15 protein-coding genes are annotated in these 16006 nt (G+C 60.9%); 13 read left to right on the forward strand and 2 right to left on the reverse strand.

What is annotated here, in order from left to right; all coding sequences use genetic code 11:
- Positions 1 to 21 precede the first annotated feature (21 nt).
- From FHW37_RS07870 to FHW37_RS07885, 4 genes are all read left to right on the forward strand, one after another.
- Positions 22 to 2064, forward strand: coding sequence for a prolyl oligopeptidase family serine peptidase (locus tag FHW37_RS07870; protein WP_145635982.1), 2043 nt, complete (start codon positions 22 to 24; stop codon positions 2062 to 2064).
- A 69-nt stretch (positions 2065 to 2133) separates the two neighbouring features.
- Positions 2134 to 2388: a type II toxin-antitoxin system VapB family antitoxin gene (locus FHW37_RS07875; protein ID WP_145634684.1), complete on the forward strand. Its 255-nt coding sequence runs from the start codon at positions 2134 to 2136 to the stop codon at positions 2386 to 2388.
- On the forward strand, positions 2388 to 2780 hold the full coding sequence (locus FHW37_RS07880) for a type II toxin-antitoxin system VapC family toxin (protein ID WP_145634687.1): 393 nt from the start codon (positions 2388 to 2390) through the stop codon (positions 2778 to 2780). The genes FHW37_RS07875 and FHW37_RS07880 overlap by 1 nt, the downstream gene beginning before the upstream one ends.
- A gap of 102 nt (positions 2781 to 2882) precedes the next feature.
- Positions 2883 to 3752 (forward strand): polysaccharide deacetylase family protein, encoded by an 870-nt coding sequence (locus FHW37_RS07885; RefSeq protein WP_145634690.1) that lies wholly within the window; start codon positions 2883 to 2885, stop codon positions 3750 to 3752.
- Positions 3753 to 3806: 54 nt separating this feature from the next.
- Here the strand turns inward: FHW37_RS07885 and FHW37_RS07890 are convergent, their stop codons facing one another.
- The gene (locus tag FHW37_RS07890; protein WP_145634692.1) at positions 3807 to 4256 is read right to left on the reverse strand and encodes a DNA polymerase III subunit chi; all 450 of its coding nucleotides are present in this window, start codon (positions 4254 to 4256) and stop codon (positions 3807 to 3809) included.
- On the reverse strand, positions 4256 to 5746 hold the full coding sequence (locus FHW37_RS07895; protein WP_145634695.1) for a leucyl aminopeptidase: 1491 nt from the start codon (positions 5744 to 5746) through the stop codon (positions 4256 to 4258). The genes FHW37_RS07890 and FHW37_RS07895 overlap by 1 nt, the downstream gene beginning before the upstream one ends.
- On the opposite strand from FHW37_RS07895, the gene FHW37_RS07900 reads away from it, so the two are divergent.
- The 9 genes from FHW37_RS07900 (at position 5729) to FHW37_RS07940 (ending at position 15943) form a co-directional block, all read left to right on the forward strand.
- A complete protein-coding gene (locus tag FHW37_RS07900) occupies positions 5729 to 5971 on the forward strand; it encodes a hypothetical protein (protein WP_145634696.1) in 243 nt (80 codons plus the stop codon). The genes FHW37_RS07895 and FHW37_RS07900 overlap by 18 nt on opposite strands.
- Before the next feature lie 84 nt (positions 5972 to 6055).
- Positions 6056 to 6850 carry a phosphatase PAP2 family protein gene (locus tag FHW37_RS07905; protein ID WP_145634698.1) on the forward strand — a complete coding sequence of 265 codons (795 nt, stop codon included), beginning with the start codon at positions 6056 to 6058 and terminating at the stop codon, positions 6848 to 6850.
- A 111-nt stretch (positions 6851 to 6961) separates the two neighbouring features.
- Complete coding sequence (locus FHW37_RS07910; RefSeq protein ID WP_145634701.1) at positions 6962 to 8140, forward strand: LptF/LptG family permease; 1179 nt, start codon at positions 6962 to 6964, stop codon at positions 8138 to 8140.
- On the forward strand, positions 8137 to 9225 hold the full coding sequence (lptG, locus tag FHW37_RS07915) for an LPS export ABC transporter permease LptG (protein ID WP_145634703.1): 1089 nt from the start codon (positions 8137 to 8139) through the stop codon (positions 9223 to 9225). The genes FHW37_RS07910 and lptG overlap by 4 nt, the downstream gene beginning before the upstream one ends.
- A complete protein-coding gene (locus FHW37_RS07920) occupies positions 9225 to 11555 on the forward strand; it encodes an LPS-assembly protein LptD (RefSeq protein WP_145634705.1) in 2331 nt (776 codons plus the stop codon). The genes lptG and FHW37_RS07920 overlap by 1 nt, the downstream gene beginning before the upstream one ends.
- Positions 11556 to 11702: 147 nt before the next feature.
- Positions 11703 to 12650 (forward strand): SurA N-terminal domain-containing protein, encoded by a 948-nt coding sequence (locus FHW37_RS07925; protein ID WP_145634707.1) that lies wholly within the window; start codon positions 11703 to 11705, stop codon positions 12648 to 12650.
- 10 nt (positions 12651 to 12660) lie between these two features.
- Positions 12661 to 13677 (forward strand): 4-hydroxythreonine-4-phosphate dehydrogenase PdxA, encoded by a 1017-nt coding sequence (pdxA, locus tag FHW37_RS07930; RefSeq protein WP_145634709.1) that lies wholly within the window; start codon positions 12661 to 12663, stop codon positions 13675 to 13677.
- Complete coding sequence (gene rsmA / locus FHW37_RS07935) at positions 13677 to 14522, forward strand: 16S rRNA (adenine(1518)-N(6)/adenine(1519)-N(6))-dimethyltransferase RsmA (RefSeq protein WP_145634712.1); 846 nt, start codon at positions 13677 to 13679, stop codon at positions 14520 to 14522. The genes pdxA and rsmA overlap by 1 nt, the downstream gene beginning before the upstream one ends.
- A 98-nt stretch (positions 14523 to 14620) precedes the next feature.
- Complete coding sequence (locus FHW37_RS07940) at positions 14621 to 15943, forward strand: GGDEF domain-containing response regulator (RefSeq protein ID WP_145634714.1); 1323 nt, start codon at positions 14621 to 14623, stop codon at positions 15941 to 15943.
- Positions 15944 to 16006: the final 63 nt, after the last annotated feature.

A 16006-nucleotide genomic window follows, 5' to 3' on the forward strand; every position in this document is an offset into this window, starting at 1 on the left:
GAGGCTCGCGTGAAAACTGGCATGGATCTTTTCCTCGAAACCGACAACGACCCGAAGACGCTTTCCTTCGTTGCGGAGTTGAACGCCGCCTCCGACGCAAAATTGCGGACACCGGAATTCGAGGCGGATCGCGATGCGGTCAAGGCGATGTTCGAGCGCGAGGACCGGCTGATCGTGCCGACACGGCGCGGCCGCTGGTTGTTTGATTTCCATCGTAGCAAGGAAAACCCGCTCGGCCTCTGGCGCCGCCTGCCGGCCGATCAGGAACCGCGTTCGGATGCCGCCTGGGAAACCGTGCTCGATTTCGACGCCTTCTGCGAAAAGGAAGGCAAGCGCTGGATCTATTCCGGCGCGATCACCTGTCCCTTCGAGCCGACGCTTGTGCTGCTGATCCTCTCGGACGGCGGCTCCGACCTGCTGCGGCTCGTTGAATTCGATACAGAGACGAAGACGTTTGTCGAAGGTGGTTTCGACACGCCGCCGGTGCGCGCCCATGCAAGCTGGATCAGCCGCGATGAGATCGCCTATTTTGGTTCGGTGGATGAATTTTCCGCCACCCGCTCCGGCTGGCCGCGGGTCGGCCGTATCCTCAAGCGCGGACAGGCGATCACGGATGCGCCGATCCTGTTCGAAGCTGGCATGGACGACGTTTATGGCGCAGCCAGCTTCATCGATCCGCTCTATTGGGGCGGCTCCACTGATGAGCGCCGTATCGAAATCTTTTCGGTCGGCCACGAGATCGGCAAATCGAGCCTTTATGTGCGGGGCGCTGACGGCGACATCCACCATCTCGATCTGCCGACCGAGATCGACAGCGACCTTAACCACACGCATCTCCTCTGGCGCGCCAAGACCGATGAGCGTTACCCGAGCGGCAGCCTGATCCTGCAGGAGTTTTCGCCTTTTGGCGAAAAACAGCTGGGCAAGGCGCGCGTGCTGTTTTCGCCGAAGGAAGGCCAGTCGGTTTCTCAGTTCACACTGCTGAAAACCTGGGCGCTTTATATCGTCAGCGACCGGATAGTGCCGAAACTGTTCCTGCTCGACCTGACGAGACCGGATGCCGAAGCGCAGGAACTCTCCCTGCCCTCCGAACTGCAGAGCATCAGTTTTCGCCTTCTCGACGCCGACCTGACGCTCGGCCAAGAAATCCTGACCGTCGTCGGCCAGGGCTTTCTCACGCCTTACGGCACCTACCGGCTCGACCTGACCGATCACGCTAAGACGCAGGAACTGGTGCCGACCGGTATCTCGCCGAGCTATTTCGATGCAGACGGCATGCGCTCCGAGCTTCTGGAAGCCATTTCGGAAGACGGCACAAAAGTGCCCTACCACATTGTCTTTCCAAAGACGTGGACTATGGGTGAACTGCCGGTGCTGATGTATGGCTATGGCGGTTTCGCGGTGCCGCTGTCACCCTATTATTCCGGCAATAACGGCCTGTGGCTGACCCATGGCGGCGCCTATGTGCAGGCCTATATCCGCGGCGGCGGCGAACTCGGGCCCCACTGGCACACGGTCGCCAAGGGCAAGGGCCGCCACAAGGCTTTCGAAGACTTTTCCGCAATTGCCCGCGATCTGGTGAAGCGCGGTTATTCGAAACCGTCGCGCATCGCCTGCACAGGCGGCAGCAATGGCGGCCTGTTGACCGCCGTCATGCTGACCCGCTACCCGCAAGATTTTGGCGCGGTCTGGACCCGCGTGCCGGTCATCGACATGGAACGTTTCCATCTCTTCCCGGCTGGTCGCGCCTGGATGGACGAATACGGCAATCCCGACGTTGCGGAGGACCTGGACGCGATGCTCGATTATTCGCCGCTGCATCAGGTAAAGCCGGCATCCGAGGTGACTTACCCGCCGGTCTATATCGAAAGCTCGACCAACGACGACCGCGTACACCCCTCCCACGCCCGGCGATTCGCCGCCCGGCTGATCGAGGCGGGCCACACGCCACTCTTCCACGAATACGGCTCCGGCGGCCATGGCGGCGCCGGCGATTCCAAGGAACAGGCCGAACGGCTGGCAATGGGTTACAGCTTTCTGCGGCAGACGATCCTTAAGGGGTGAACAAAAGACCTTCGGTTGTCGCCTTCGTGAAGATGCACTATCTTTGAACCATCTTCACGAGGCACGACCATGGCCCTCTCCCTGGATGACGACAGCATCGACCGGCTTGCCGAGCAGGCGCAGAAGATTTTGAAGGCGCCGAGCAAGGCGGACGCGATCCGGCAGGCGCTGGAGCGTGTGGTAGAGGCGAAGCAGGATAATCCGCCCGCCGAAAGACCTTTGGCCGAGAGGCTCCAAACCATCCGCGATCGATATCAGGCGATGGGTACGCCCGATCCCGCTTTTGATGAAAAGGCGTTTGTCGACGAAATGTGGAAACCCTGATGTTTCTGGATAGCTCGGCGATTGTGGAATATTTCATCACTGGTCCCGAGTTCGATCGGATTGCTTCTGCGTTCTCCACCGCGAATACCCGCTTCTGCACTTCAGGAATGGTGATGTTCGAAACCACGACCGTTCTCGCGAGCCGCCGGCAGATTGAAGTCAGTGAAGCCTACGTTCTCCTCAACGATCTCCTCCTGGAATTGCGGGCCGAGATCATGCCAATCACAGACGAAACCGCCTCCGCGGCCATCGACGCCTTTTCCCGCTACGGCAAAGGCCGCCATCCGGCAAAACTCAATTTCGGCGACTGCTTTTCCTATGCCGGCGCGAAGATCGCAGGCGTGCCTCTCCTCTATGTCGGCGGCGATTTTGCGCTGACGGATCTCGGATGAAACGTTAAGCGCCGAAAGCCAATCCTAACCATCCGTTAACCATGATCGGAGAAAGTGAAGGAGAATCAAATCCTTCTTCATTTTTCAGCCGAGCACGTCCCCATGTCCGTCAGGACCCTTTGTGTTGCCGCAGCGCTTGCAGCCCTTCTCTCCTCCTGCGCCGGCCGTCCGCCGTCCGAAGGTGGCTCGCTTGCCACATCCTTTGCCCCAGCCAAAGCGCTGAGTTCGCCGAAAAAAGCCGATGCCGATGATCCGGTGGCGCTGACGCCGGCTGCCTGGGGTCGCCTCGGCAATCCGGGCAGCCTTGCCGGCCGCACGATCGACGTTTCCTCTCTCTCGGATATCAAGCTGCGCGACAAGGAAGTCGTTCTGTCCTTCGACGATGGCCCGATGCCGAAGAAGACGGAGCGGATCCTCGCGACGCTCGATGAATTCGGCGTCAAGGCGACCTTCCTGATGGTCGGTGAAATGGCCAAGGCACATCCGGAAATCGCCCGCGAAGTGGTTGCGGCCGGCCATTCGATCGGCAGCCATACTTACCGCCATCCTGACCTTGCGCATCTTTCGTTCGATGCGGCAGTCGCCGAGATCGAAAAGGGCAAGGCGGCCGTTGCCAGCGCCACGCATGAAGATCCGGAATTTTTCCGCTTCCCCTACCTTTCCGATAGCCGCAAGCTGCGCCAGTGGGTTGGCGATCACGGCATGGTGGTGATGGATGTCCAGGTCGATTCGAAGGATTATTTCGGCGTCACCCCGGCTGCCGTCGCGACCCGGACGATGAATACGCTGCGCGTCCAGCGCAAGGGCATCATCCTGCTGCACGACATCCATATCCGCACCGCGGCCATGCTGCCGGCGCTGCTGACGCAGCTGAAGGCGGAAGGTTACAAGGTCGTGCGGCTGCGCCATGCCGGCGGTTCGCGCATGCTGACGGCTTCGATCATGGGATCGACCGAAACCGTGGTGCGCTGATCGGGCCAGCCCGGAGATTTGAAAATCGAGAACAGCGTGTAGCGGAAAAGCGCCTCACGCCTTCTTCACCCAGCGCCCTTCTTCGGACTGCTGCCAATAGGTCAGCGCATGTCCCTCGCCTTTCAGGCGTTTCCACTGGGCGCGCGCGCCTTCCAGCTGCTGCTGGTCATACCCGTCGAACATGAAGACGATCCGCTCATAGCTTTCCACCGCCGGCGGCTCGGCGCCGTCGACGACGAAGCGGACTGTTGCGGAATTCGGGTTGTCCTGCGTTGCCGTCAGGAGAACAGGCTGGTCTTCCGCCATCGGCGCAGCATCCGTGCCATGGCCCAAAAAACTGTCGTCGCGAAAGGTCCAGAGATGGTCGTCGAGAAAATCCCGGCGACCTTCGAGCCCCGTCTGAACCACCACTTTCCAGCCGCGCTCGACACTCTTTTCCAAGAGTGCCGGAAGCGCGTCTTCCAGTTTCGATTCGGTCAGGTGATAAAACAGGACGTCGGTCATCAGCCCTCGTAATGCGCCCTGACAAGCTCGTCCAGCAGGCGGACGCCGAAACCGGAGGTCCAGGACTGGCTGATCTCGTTCGTCGGCGAGTTCAGAGCCGTGCCGGCAATGTCGAGATGCGCCCAGGGCGTATCGCCGACAAAACGCTTCAGGAATTGCGCGGCGGTGATCGAACCGGCCTGACGGCCACCGGAATTCTTCATGTCCGCAAAACGGCTGTCGATCATCTTGTCGTATTCCTTGGCGAGCGGCAGGCGCCACAGCTTTTCGTGGGTCGTCTCGCCCGCAGCGGAGAGTTCAGCGGCCAAAGTGTCGTCATTGGAAAACAGGCCGGCGTGATGGGCACCGAGCGCCACGACAACGGCACCGGTCAGGGTCGCGAGGTTGATCATGAAACGCGGCTTGAACCGTTCCTTGGTGTACCAAAGCGCATCGCCGAGGACGAGCCGGCCTTCGGCATCGGTATTGACGATCTCGATCGTCTGGCCGGACATCGACGTGACGATATCGCCGGGACGCTGCGCATTGCCGTCGGGCATGTTTTCCACGAGGCCGATAATGCCGACGACATTGGCCTTCGCCTTGCGGGCGGCCAGCGCGTGCATCAGGCCGGTCACGGCGGCAGCGCCGCCCATGTCGCCCTTCATGTCTTCCATGCCGGCACCGGGCTTGATGGAAATGCCGCCGCTGTCGAAAACGACGCCCTTGCCGACGAAGGCGACCGGCGTTTCACCCGATTTGCCGCCCTTCCACTGCATGATTGCCAGCCGCGGCGGCTTTGCCGAGCCCTGCGCAACACCGAGAAGCGCGCCCATGCCGAGCTTCTTCATTTCCTTCTCGGTCAGGATCTCCACCTCGACACCGAGCTTTTCCAGTTCCTTCGCCTTGTCGGCGAATTCGACCGGACCAAGCACGTTCGGCGGCAGATTGACGAGGTCGCGGGCGAGATTGACGCCGCCGGCAATCGCCTGCGACGTGGCAAAGGCCTTCTTCGCTTCCTTGGCCGAAGCGGTGACGATCTCCACCGTCACCTTCTTCGGCGCCTTGTCGTCGTCATCGGCCTTCTTGGTCTTGTAGGCATCGAACGTATAGGCGCGCAGAAGCATGCCGAGGGCGAAACCGGCAGCCTGATCGGCACCGACTTCCACACCCGGCGCATCGAGGAAAACGGTGACCGAGGTCATCGACTTGACCGTTGCGGCAGCGGCGCCGCCGGCCTTCAGCCAGTCATAAGCCTCGAGTTTGCCGGCCTTGCCGAGACCCAGCACGACGAGACGATCGGCGGGCGAGCCCTGCGGCGCGATCACGTCGAGAACAGACATCGACTTGCCCTTGAAGCCGGCAATGCCCGCGGCGCGAACCGCGACGTTTTCAGGGTCGGCCACGTCGGCACCCGCCGCCGGCTCATCGCCGGAGAGCTTCAGCTGGATTGCAAGCCCACCCTTGAGCTTTGCGGTGGCGGCGAAGGTGATGTGGAAATCGACGGACATTACGGCTCCAGGCATTTGCTGCAAAAAGATGCGCCGATCATCACGCTTTCGTCCATGAACGCAAGGCAGGACGCACCGGCATCGGCAATTTGGCGTGCAACGCGCCGAAAACCAGCCCTTCTTCGAACCAATCGGATGCAGGACGGAATGGCGTCGCCCGCAGCGGATGGCGAAGAACGTCGCGACTCAAGCTTTCGTCACGGCATCATCAAATGCCTTTCATGAAAGTCCGGCATAAGATCCGTGGGGCGGCCGACGGGCAGCGGATGCCATCAGATCAATGGATCAACGCCCGATGGAATCAGCACGATGCCGCAGACACTGCTTCTTCCCTTCCCCCTGCAGCAGTCGGCACGGCGGCATTTTTTCGCAGGCGCGACCGGCTGGCTCGCCGTACTGGCGACGGCATGGTGCCTGCTTCTCGCCCTGTTCCACGCCTTTCCACAGATCGATATCATGGTCGCCGAGGCGTTCTTTCGGGAAACCGCCTGTAACGGCGCAAACGCCAAGGCGGTGATCTGCGGCTTTTTCCCCTACAGCAAGGATCCCGGCCTCATCCTTGTGCGTAAAATCCTGTTCTATCTGCCGGGAGCCTGCGGCCTCTATCTGCTTTACCGGCTGCTCGATAACTTCCAGCATCACGGCGCCACCTATTGCTGGCGCAAGGCACGCGATTATTCGATCGCCCTGACCGCGCTGCTCATCGGCCCCTATCTGCTCGTCAATCTCGTCATCAAGCAGATTTCCAACCGGCCGCGTCCCTATGACACGGATCTGTTCGGCGGCAGCTCGGCCTTTACGGCTGCCGGCGATTTTGCAGGCGCCTGCATGCGTAACTGCTCCTTCATTTCCGGAGAGGCGGCCGGCACCGGCTGGATGGCCTGCCTGATCGTGCTTCTGCCAAAACATCTGCGGCTGACATTCGGTCCGCCCCTGATCGCCATTTCGCTGGTTTCACCGGCCCTCAGACTGGCTTTCGGCGGCCATTATCTGTCGGATGTCATGCTCGGCTGGCTGTCGGCTCCGGTCGTCTATGCGGCCGTTGCGCTGCGATACGAAATGTCACAACGGGGAAGAAAACAATGTCCCCCAACAATTTTGTGACATTAGGCCTGTCGCAAATGCCGTTTCTATCGCTTAGATAGGCGCGGCTGTCATCACGGGATGACGGGCGGGACGACAGGCCATCAGGCAGGACTTGGGCATCAGGCGGGAATGAAACTTCTCGAAACCTACATACTGCGCCGGATCATACAGATGTTCCTCGTGGCACTGGTTCCGGTGCTGACGATCATCTGGACGATCCAGGTGCTCGGCCGCATCAACCTGGTCACCGATACGGGCCAGTCGATGGGCTCGTTCATGCTGCTCGCAAGTTACATCCTGCCGACCATCATCCCCGTCGTGCTGCCGTTCGCGCTCGTCATCGGCATCACCCAGACGCTGACGGCGATGAACAACGATTCGGAGCTGCCGGTCATCGATGCAGCCGGCGCCAGCCGCAGCATCATCTACAAGCCGGTCATCCTTCTGGCGCTGGGCCTCAGCCTCGCCTCCTTCGCCATCACCAATTTCGTCGAACCGGTCTCGCGGCTGGGCGCGCGCCAGATGGTCGCTGCCGCCTATGCCGACCTTCTCTCGTCGGTGATCGAGGAAAAGACCTTTCGCACGATCGAAGACGGGCTTTACGTGCAGATCTCGGAGCGCCATTCGGGCCGCGTCCTGAAGGGCCTGTTCGTGGTGGATTACCGCGATCCGCAGTTCGATCTGATCTATTACGCCCGCGAAGGCTCGGTCGATCCGGGCGGCACGTCGCTGACGATGCGCGACGGCGAAGTCCACCGCAAGGGACCGGACGGCCGTATCTCGATCGTCAAGTTCGCCTCCTATGCCTTTGATCTTTCTTCGATGACCAAGTCGGACAATGGTGGTGGCCTGCCGCTTTATTCCGGCGACCGTCCCCTGAGCTTCCTGCTCAATCCCGACCCGAACGATCCGGCCTATCAGAAGAAACCCGAAAGTTATCGCAGCGAACTGCACCGTCGCCTCTCCGACTGGCTGTTCCCGATCACCTTCGCGCTGATTTCCCTGCTCGTCGCCGGCAATACCCGCTCGCATCGTCAGGCCCGGCTGCATCCGATGATCTATGCTCTGATCGTCGCCTTCCTTCTGCGCTGGGTCGGCTTCTCGGCAACGAACCTGACGGAGCGCAACGCGGCCTATATTCCGCTGGTTTATGCCATTCCGCTCGGCACCTGCGCGATCGTCAGCTTCATGCTGGCAACCAATCGACAGATCCAGATGCCGAAATTCATCGGCAACGGCATTACCAGCATGACCCGATCCGTGCAGCGGCGGCTTCCGAAGCCCGGCTCCAAGGGAGGTGCGGCATGATCTTCTCGACACTCGGCCGCTACTTCTTCAAGCGCTACATCATCACCGCCTTCTGGTTCCTGCTCGGCGTCAGCGCGATCATCTTTCTTGCCGATTTCAGCGAGACGAGCCGGCGGCTTTCTGGCCTGACGGGCTATACGGTCTATGGCGCGCTTGCGATGACGGCGATGCGCGTCCCGCAGATCCTGCAGCAGGTCATCCCGACACTCAGCCTGTTCATCGGCATGACGGTGCTGATCGCGCTCAACCGCCGTTACGAGCTGGTGGTGACGCGCGCCGCCGGCATTTCCGTCTGGCAGTTCGTCACCCCGTTCGTGGTCGGCGCTTTCCTGATCGGCCTTTTCACGATCTTCGTCATCAATCCGCTCGGCGCCTGGGGCCAGCGCGAATCGATCTCGCTGGAGACGACCTGGCGACAGGCGAGCAATCGCGCCAAGGCCTCCAATTTCGTGCCGTGGATTCGCCAGATCAGCGGCAACGAGGACACGATCATCGGCGGCAAGAGCTATCGCGATAGCGGAACCGAGCTGCTCGACGTGGTGGTTTTCCACTTCGACAAGGACGATCGCGTCACGCTTCGGCAGGATGCGAAGTCGGCAAAGTTGGAAGATGGTTACTGGCTTCTTAAGGATGTTGTGGAGAATCGCCCGGGCGAAATCTCGACCCGTAAGGATACGGTACAGCTTCGCACCAACTTGAGACGCGAATATATTTCCGAAAGCCTGGCGCAGCCGGAAACCATTGCGTTTTTTGACCTTTCCAGAAAGATCGAGATCGGAAAATCCTTCGGAATCTCGACAAAGGCGCTTGAGACACAGTTCCACTCGCTGCTGTCGCTGCCGATCCTGCTTGTGGCCATGACTCTCATTGCTGCAACAGTATCGTTAAAATTCAGTCGCTTCGCACAGTCGCGATCGATGATTCTGGGTGGCATAGTTTCAGGCTTCGTGCTTTATGTTGTGACCGTGCTTGTAAAAGCATTCGGGGGCAGTGGGGCGATTCCTCCTTTCGTTGCGGTCTGGATTCCAGTCACCGTGGCGACAGCGTTGGGCGCAACAATTTTGCTCCATCAGGAGGATGGCTAGTGGCGGCAATCGACCGCAAGAAATTTAGACGGCTCGCCGCCGCCCTGCTGACCGGAGTGTCTGTAAGCGTAATTGGCGTTGCTGGAACCGGCGCATATGCGCAGGGTCTCGCCGTGCCGCAGGCTGCCGATGGCGCGAAGATGCTTCTTCGTGCGAACGAGCTCGTCTACAATCAGGACAATAAGCGCGTCACCGCAACCGGGGCCGTGCAGATCTATTACAACCGCTACCGCATGGTCGCGCAGCGGGTGGAATATGACCAGACGACCGGACGCGTGATGGCGACCGGCAATATCGAATTCATCGAGCCCTCGGGCAACCGCGTCTATGCCGACCAGCTGGATGTGACCGATGACTTCGGCGAAGGCTTCATGAACTCGCTGCGGGTCGAGACGACGGACAATACGCGTCTTGCCGCCGAAAGCGCCGAGCGTCAGCCCGGCGAAGTCATGGTGCTCAACAACACCGTTTATACCGCGTGTCTTCCTTGCGCCGCGACGCCCGGAAAGGCGCCCGTCTGGCAGGTCAAGGCGCAGCGCGTCATCCGCAACGGCCAGACCCACACGATCCGGCTGGAGAATGCCCAGTTCGAGCTGTTCGGCATGTCGCTCGGCACCCTGCCCTTCCCGGTCACGGTTCCCGACGAGACGGTCGAGCGCAAGTCGGGCTTCCTGTTCCCGAAGTTCAGCGCCAGCGACAATCTCGGCTTTGGCGTCTCGGTTCCGTATTACCATGTCTTCTCACCGAGCATGGATGCGACGCTGACGCCGACCTATTATTCGACCCAGGGTCTGCTCGTCGAAGGCGAAGTGCGTAACCGCTTCGAAAACGGCCAGCATACGTTCCGTTTCGCCGGCATCGACCAGCGGGATCCGGGCACGTTCGATGCGGAAACCAGCGACCGCGCCCAGGACACGCGTCTGATGGCCGCTTCCAAGGGCGACTTCCAGATCAATCCGCGCTGGTCGTTCGGCTGGAACGTCATGGCCCAGACGGACAACAACTTTGCCCGTACCTACAATCTCGACGGTCTGGACAGCGACACGTTCACCAACGACGTCTATCTGACGGGTCTCGGCAAGCGTAACTATTTCGACCTGCACTCTTATTATTTCGACGTGCAGGACAACGCGGTCGAAAACGATCTCGAGCGCCAGCAGGCGATCGTCTATCCGTCTCTCGACTATACCTATTACGCACCAGAACCGGTTGCCGGCGGCGAGCTTTCGATCACCGCCAACCTCACCAATCTGACGCGTCGCCAGGAAGATTCGTATTTCGAAGGCACGACCAACCGTTTCCCGGGGCTTGAAGGCGATTACAGCCGCCTGACCACGGAAGCCGAGTGGAAGCGCACCTTCACGACGCCCGGCGGCCTGCTCTTCACGCCGATCCTCGCCGCACGCGCGGACGGCCTGCATCACGACATGTCGGACCTGTCTGCCGCCTATGACGGCAATCTGGAGCCGAACGGCTCGGATGGCCGCTACATGGTCACGGCCGGTTTCGAAACCCGCTATCCGATCCTGATCTCGGCCGGCAGCAGCAGCCATATCATCGAGCCGATCGCCCAGGTCTTCCTGCGGCCGAACGAGCAGATGGCCGGCGGCCTGCCGAACGAAGATGCACAGAGCTTCGTATTCGACGCGACGACCCTGTTCGAGCGCGACAAGTTCTCGGGCTTCGACCGTGTCGAAGGCGGCTCGCGCGCCAATGTCGGCGTTCGTTATACCGGCTCGTTCGACAATGGCGTCGGCCTGCGCGGTATCTTCGGCCAGTCCTATCAGCTGTTCGGCCAGAATTCGTTCGCGACGGAAGACCTCGTTCAGGCGGGTGCTGATTCCGGCCTCGAAACGAAGCGCTCCGACTACGTGGCGATGGCTGCGATCGACCTGCCGCAGGGTTTCTCGGTCGGCACCAATACGCGCTTCGACGAGAAGAGCTTCCAGGTTCGCCGCATGGATACGTCGCTCAGCTACACGACGCCGCGCGTCAGTGGACAGCTGGTCTACACCAAGCTCGATCCGCAGGAAGAATATGGTGATTCCGAACCGACCGACGTGTTGAAGAACACGATGTCGCTTCGGATCAACGAGAACTGGTCGCTGGCCGGCTCCGCCACCTACGACTTCGCCAACAATGACATCATCCGCCGTGGCGTCGGTATCAGCTACGCAGACGAGTGCACGATCTTCACGCTCGCCTATACCGACAAGCCTTCGGACTCTGATGCCAATGACTGGACGATCAGCGCAAGGCTGAGCTTCCGGACACTCGGCGATATCAATATCGGCTCGACCAAGGATTATCAGGAAAACTTCCGGAACTGATCTCCGCGAAGTGATCGGCCCGGCCACCAGGTCCGGGCCGCCTTGTCATGGTTTTGCCGCAACGATTGTGCAAGCGGGCTCCGATCGGCTAGTATAAAGGCCGGAGTGAGCGGGACTGGACCGCAGCGGAAAAAGGGATTGGGTTTGATGTTTGCAAGGACTGCAACGCGCAACACGCTGATGGCGCTTGCCGCACTCGCCGCCTCGACTTTCATCATGCCGACGATGGCCGGCGCACAGAGTGCCAGCAGCGTCGCCGCCGTCGTCAACAAGACGGCAATCACCACATCCGACGTTGCGCACCGCGTGGCCTTCCTGCGCCTGCAGCATCGTCCGGGCGACGCGAAGACCGCCCGCCAGCAGCTGGTCGACGAAACGCTGAAGCGCCAGGAAATCGCCCGCGTCAAAATGTCGGTCAGCACTGACGACGTCGACAAGTCCTTTGCGCGCTTTGCCGCCAGCAACAAGATGACCGTGCCGCAGCTGACCGAGATCCTGTCCAAGGCCGGTGTCGGCGCCGAGCACTTCAAGGCCTATATCGCCGTACAGATGAGCTGGCCGCGCCTGCTCAACGCCCGTTACGGCGGTGGCCGTTCGCGCATGTCGTCGGACGAGCTCGTCAGCCGCATGATGGAAAACAAGCAGAAGCCGGTCACGACGGAATATTTCCTCAAGCAGGTAATCTTCGTCGTACCCGCCGCCAAGCGCAACGCCATCCTCAACAAGCGCAAGGCGGAAGCCGAAGCGTCGCGTTCGAAATTCCCGGGCTGTGACAATGCCAAGGAATTTGCAGCGACGATGATGGACGTCTCGATCCGCGATCTCGGCCGCGTTCTGCAGCCGGAACTGCCGGAAGACTGGAAGCCGCTGATCGAGAAGGCTTCCGGCAATACGACGGCCGCCCGCGTCACCGACCGTGGCGTCGAATTCCTCGCCATCTGCGAGCAGCGCCAGGTATCTGACGACGCCGCCGCCGAAGCCGTGTTCCGCGCCGAAGACCTGACCAAGGAAAAAGACGGCGAGAACCCGAACGAAAAGAAATACATGGACGAGCTGCGCGCCAAGGCGCAGATCGACTATATCGGCAAGTCCTGACGGAGACAGCATGCCCTTCGATCGTCCGCTCGCACTCACCCAGGGCGATCCCGCCGGTATCGGCCCCGACATCACGCTTGCTGCCTGGGCCTCACGCCGGGAAACGGGTATTCCACCTTTCATCTTCCTCGGCGATCCTGATGTCCTGAAATCGCGCGCCGCGATCCTCGGCCTCGACGATCTGCCGATCCGCGAAGCCGACCCGGAAACGGCGCTTTCCGTCTTCGACGATGCTCTGCCTATCCTGCCCATCCCAGCAGGTGCCGTGGTCGCGGCAGGCGAGCCGCATGTCGCGACGGCCAAGGGCACGATCGCTGCGATCGAGACCGCCGTGGCGCTTTCCTTCGAAGGCAGGGCTGCCGGCGTCGTCACCAATCCGATCGCCAAGTCCATTCTCTACGAAGCAGGTTTTGGTTTTCCGGGCCATACCGAATTTCTCGCAGCCCTTGCCGAGAAGAAGACCGGCACGCCCGTGCGCCCTGTCATGATGCTCGCCGGGCCGAAACTGCGGGCGATCCCGGTCACCATCCATATTCCGATCAAGGATGTTCCCGGCGCGCTCACCGAAGCGCTGATCATGGAAACCTGCCGGATCACCCATCACGACCTGAAGACGCGTTTCGGCATGGCCCAGCCGCGGCTGGCGGTTGCCGGCCTCAACCCGCATGCGGGCGAGGATGGCGCGATCGGCGTGGAAGACCAGGACATCATCCATCCCGCGGTCTTCAAGCTGCGCGCCGAAGGTATCCATGTGTTCGGGCCGCTCTCGGCCGATACTATGTTCCACGATGATGCCCGCGCCCGCTATGACGTGGCGATCTGCATGTATCACGACCAGGCCCTGATCCCGGCCAAGGCGCTCGGTTTCGACACGTCTGTCAATGTCACGCTGGGCCTGCCCTTCATCCGCACCTCGCCCGACCATGGCACCGCCTTCGGTATTGCCGGCCAGGGTGTAGCGCGCGAAACGAGCCTCGTCGAAGCGCTGAAGCTCGCCGGTAAGCTTGCATCCAAGGCCAGCGCCTGATGGCAACGCTGGACGGTCTGCCGCCGCTGCGCGATGTCGTCGAGCGTTTTGGGCTCGACGCGAAAAAGGCGCTTGGCCAGAACTTTCTGTTCGACCTTAACCTCACCCAAAAGATCGCTCGTTCCGCCGGGCCACTGGAGGGTGTCACCGTGTTCGAGGTCGGCCCCGGTCCGGGCGGTTTGACGCGCGCCATCCTTGCGCTCGGAGCGAAGAAGGTGATCGCAATCGAGCGCGACCCCCGCGCCCTGCCCGCCCTTGCCGAAGTCGAGACCTATTATCCCGGCCGGTTGGAGGTCATCGAGGGCGACGCGCTGAAGACGGATTTTGCCGCCTTGGCAGCCGAGAAAGCCGAGGGCGGACCGGTAAAAATCATCGCCAACCTGCCCTACAATGTCGGCACGCAGCTGCTGATCAACTGGCTGATCCCCACGGACGGCAAATGGCCGCCCTTCTGGGAAAGCCTGACGCTGATGTTCCAGAAGGAAGTCGGCCTGAGGATCGTCGCCAACGAGGATGACGACCACTATGGCCGTCTCGGCGTCGTCGCCGGCTGGCGCACGGATGCGCATATGGTGTTCGACGTGCCGCCCCAGGCCTTTTCGCCACCGCCGAAGGTCACCTCGACGGTCGTGCACCTGACACCCAAGGCTAGCCCCCTGCCCTGCGACGTTTCCAAGCTCGAGCGCCTGACCCAGGCCGCGTTCGGACAACGCCGCAAGATGCTGCGCCAGAGCATCAAGTCGCTCGGTGGCGAAACACTGCTTGCCAAGGCGGATATCGATCCGCAGAGACGCGCAGAGACGCTGTCGGTGGAAGAGTTCGTGCGGCTGGCGAACTGCCTGTAAAACCTGACGATCTCGGTCGCCAGCACGCCCGCAGATAAAGCGATTTGTAAGTGATCTCGTGTATGCGTGCTTCAGTGGCATACTGACTGGAGTACGAAATGACCGAAAGCCGTAATGGCTTGACGGGGAGCGAAGGATACCGTGGCAACCGTATCCTGCTCGTCGAAGATTCGATTGCCCTTTCCACCCTTTTGACCGGCCGCCTGGAAGCGGAAACGGAGGCTTCCCTGACCTGTTGCAGGACGATGGCGGAAGCACGCTCGGCCCTTGCCTCCGGCGATTTCATCCTGGCGCTGACCGGCCTCAACCTTCCCGATGCACCCAATGGCGAAATCCTGTCGCTTCTGGTGGAAAAGGAAGTGCCGACGATCGTCTTTACCGCCACTTTCGATCCGAATGCCCGCGAGCGTTATGCCGAGAAAAAGGTCCTCGACTATATCGTCAAGGACAGCCGCAGGACCGTCGACACGGTCGTGCAGACGGTTCGGCGGATCCTCGGCAATCATGATTTCACGATCCTTGTCGTCGACGATGCAAGGGCGGCACGATCCGGTCTGGTCGAGATCCTGGCGCGCCAGAATTTCAACGTGTTGCAGGCAAGCTCCGGCCGCGAGGCGCTGGATATCCTGAAAGCCGACGACACGATCCAGCTGGTCATTACCGACTATCACATGGCCGACATGGATGGTTACGAACTCACCCGCCGGATCCGCGAGACACGCACGTCCGAGGAGTTGCGGATCGTCGGTGTCTCCTCATCGTCCGACCGGCTGCTCTCCGCCAGCTTTCTGAAGGCAGGCGCGTCGGACTTCATCTATCGACCGTTCGTGCCGGAAGAACTGCAATGCCGTATCGACAACAATATCGAGACGCTGGTGCAGCTGAAACGCCTTCGCCGCCTTGCGGAGCGGGATCACCTGACGGGGCTCGCCAACCGGCGGCATTTCTTTGAAAAGATGAGCGCGCTGGACGGCGGCGCAATGACGGGCGCCATCGCGCTTCTCGACATCGACCAGTTCAAATCGGTCAACGACACCTATGGCCATGATGTCGGCGATCAGGTTCTGAAGATGGTCGCGGATGTGATGGCGGATCTGTGCAAGTCGGCAAAGCTTCTGCCAGCCCGGCTGGGTGGCGAGGAATTTGCGATCTATATGCCGAAAGCGGATGCGTTTCAGGCGCATTCCTTTTGCGAGGGACTGCGCGTTGCCATCGCCGATGCAAGCACACAGAATACCAGTAAGCCAATCTCGGTGACGATCTCCATCGGCGTCGTCGAAATCGAATCCGGCGAGACCTTTACCAATCAGCTGAACGCTGCCGATCAGCTTCTCTATCTGGCCAAGGCAAACGGCCGCAATCGCGTCTATTCGGACCTGACCTTGCCGGAAGCGATGACGCTGAAATCCCAATCGAACTAAACGGCTTCGGGCCATTCGGCCGGCAAATGCAACGGGCCGCCGCCTTCTCATGGAAGACGGCGG

The sequence above is a fragment of the Neorhizobium alkalisoli genome (genome assembly GCF_007829835.1).
Taxonomy (GTDB): Bacteria; Pseudomonadota; Alphaproteobacteria; order Rhizobiales; family Rhizobiaceae; genus Neorhizobium.

Coding starts and splice junctions, on each gene's coding strand:
- FHW37_RS07880 (WP_145634687.1), top strand. CDS start 2,388: ATGTTTCTGGATAGCTCGGCGATTGTGGAATATTTCATCACTGGTCCC.
- FHW37_RS07875 (WP_145634684.1), top strand. CDS start 2,134: ATGGCCCTCTCCCTGGATGACGACAGCATCGACCGGCTTGCCGAGCAG.
- FHW37_RS07890 (WP_145634692.1), bottom strand. CDS start 4,256: ATGACCGACGTCCTGTTTTATCACCTGACCGAATCGAAACTGGAAGAC.
- FHW37_RS07905 (WP_145634698.1), top strand. CDS start 6,056: ATGCCGCAGACACTGCTTCTTCCCTTCCCCCTGCAGCAGTCGGCACGG.
- FHW37_RS07940 (WP_145634714.1), top strand. CDS start 14,621: ATGACCGAAAGCCGTAATGGCTTGACGGGGAGCGAAGGATACCGTGGC.
- FHW37_RS07910 (WP_145634701.1), top strand. CDS start 6,962: ATGAAACTTCTCGAAACCTACATACTGCGCCGGATCATACAGATGTTC.
- FHW37_RS07885 (WP_145634690.1), top strand. CDS start 2,883: ATGTCCGTCAGGACCCTTTGTGTTGCCGCAGCGCTTGCAGCCCTTCTC.
- lptG (WP_145634703.1), top strand. CDS start 8,137: ATGATCTTCTCGACACTCGGCCGCTACTTCTTCAAGCGCTACATCATC.
- rsmA (WP_145634712.1), top strand. CDS start 13,677: ATGGCAACGCTGGACGGTCTGCCGCCGCTGCGCGATGTCGTCGAGCGT.
- FHW37_RS07895 (WP_145634695.1), bottom strand. CDS start 5,746: ATGTCCGTCGATTTCCACATCACCTTCGCCGCCACCGCAAAGCTCAAG.
- FHW37_RS07870 (WP_145635982.1), top strand. CDS start 22: ATGGATCTTTTCCTCGAAACCGACAACGACCCGAAGACGCTTTCCTTC.
- pdxA (WP_145634709.1), top strand. CDS start 12,661: ATGCCCTTCGATCGTCCGCTCGCACTCACCCAGGGCGATCCCGCCGGT.
- FHW37_RS07925 (WP_145634707.1), top strand. CDS start 11,703: ATGTTTGCAAGGACTGCAACGCGCAACACGCTGATGGCGCTTGCCGCA.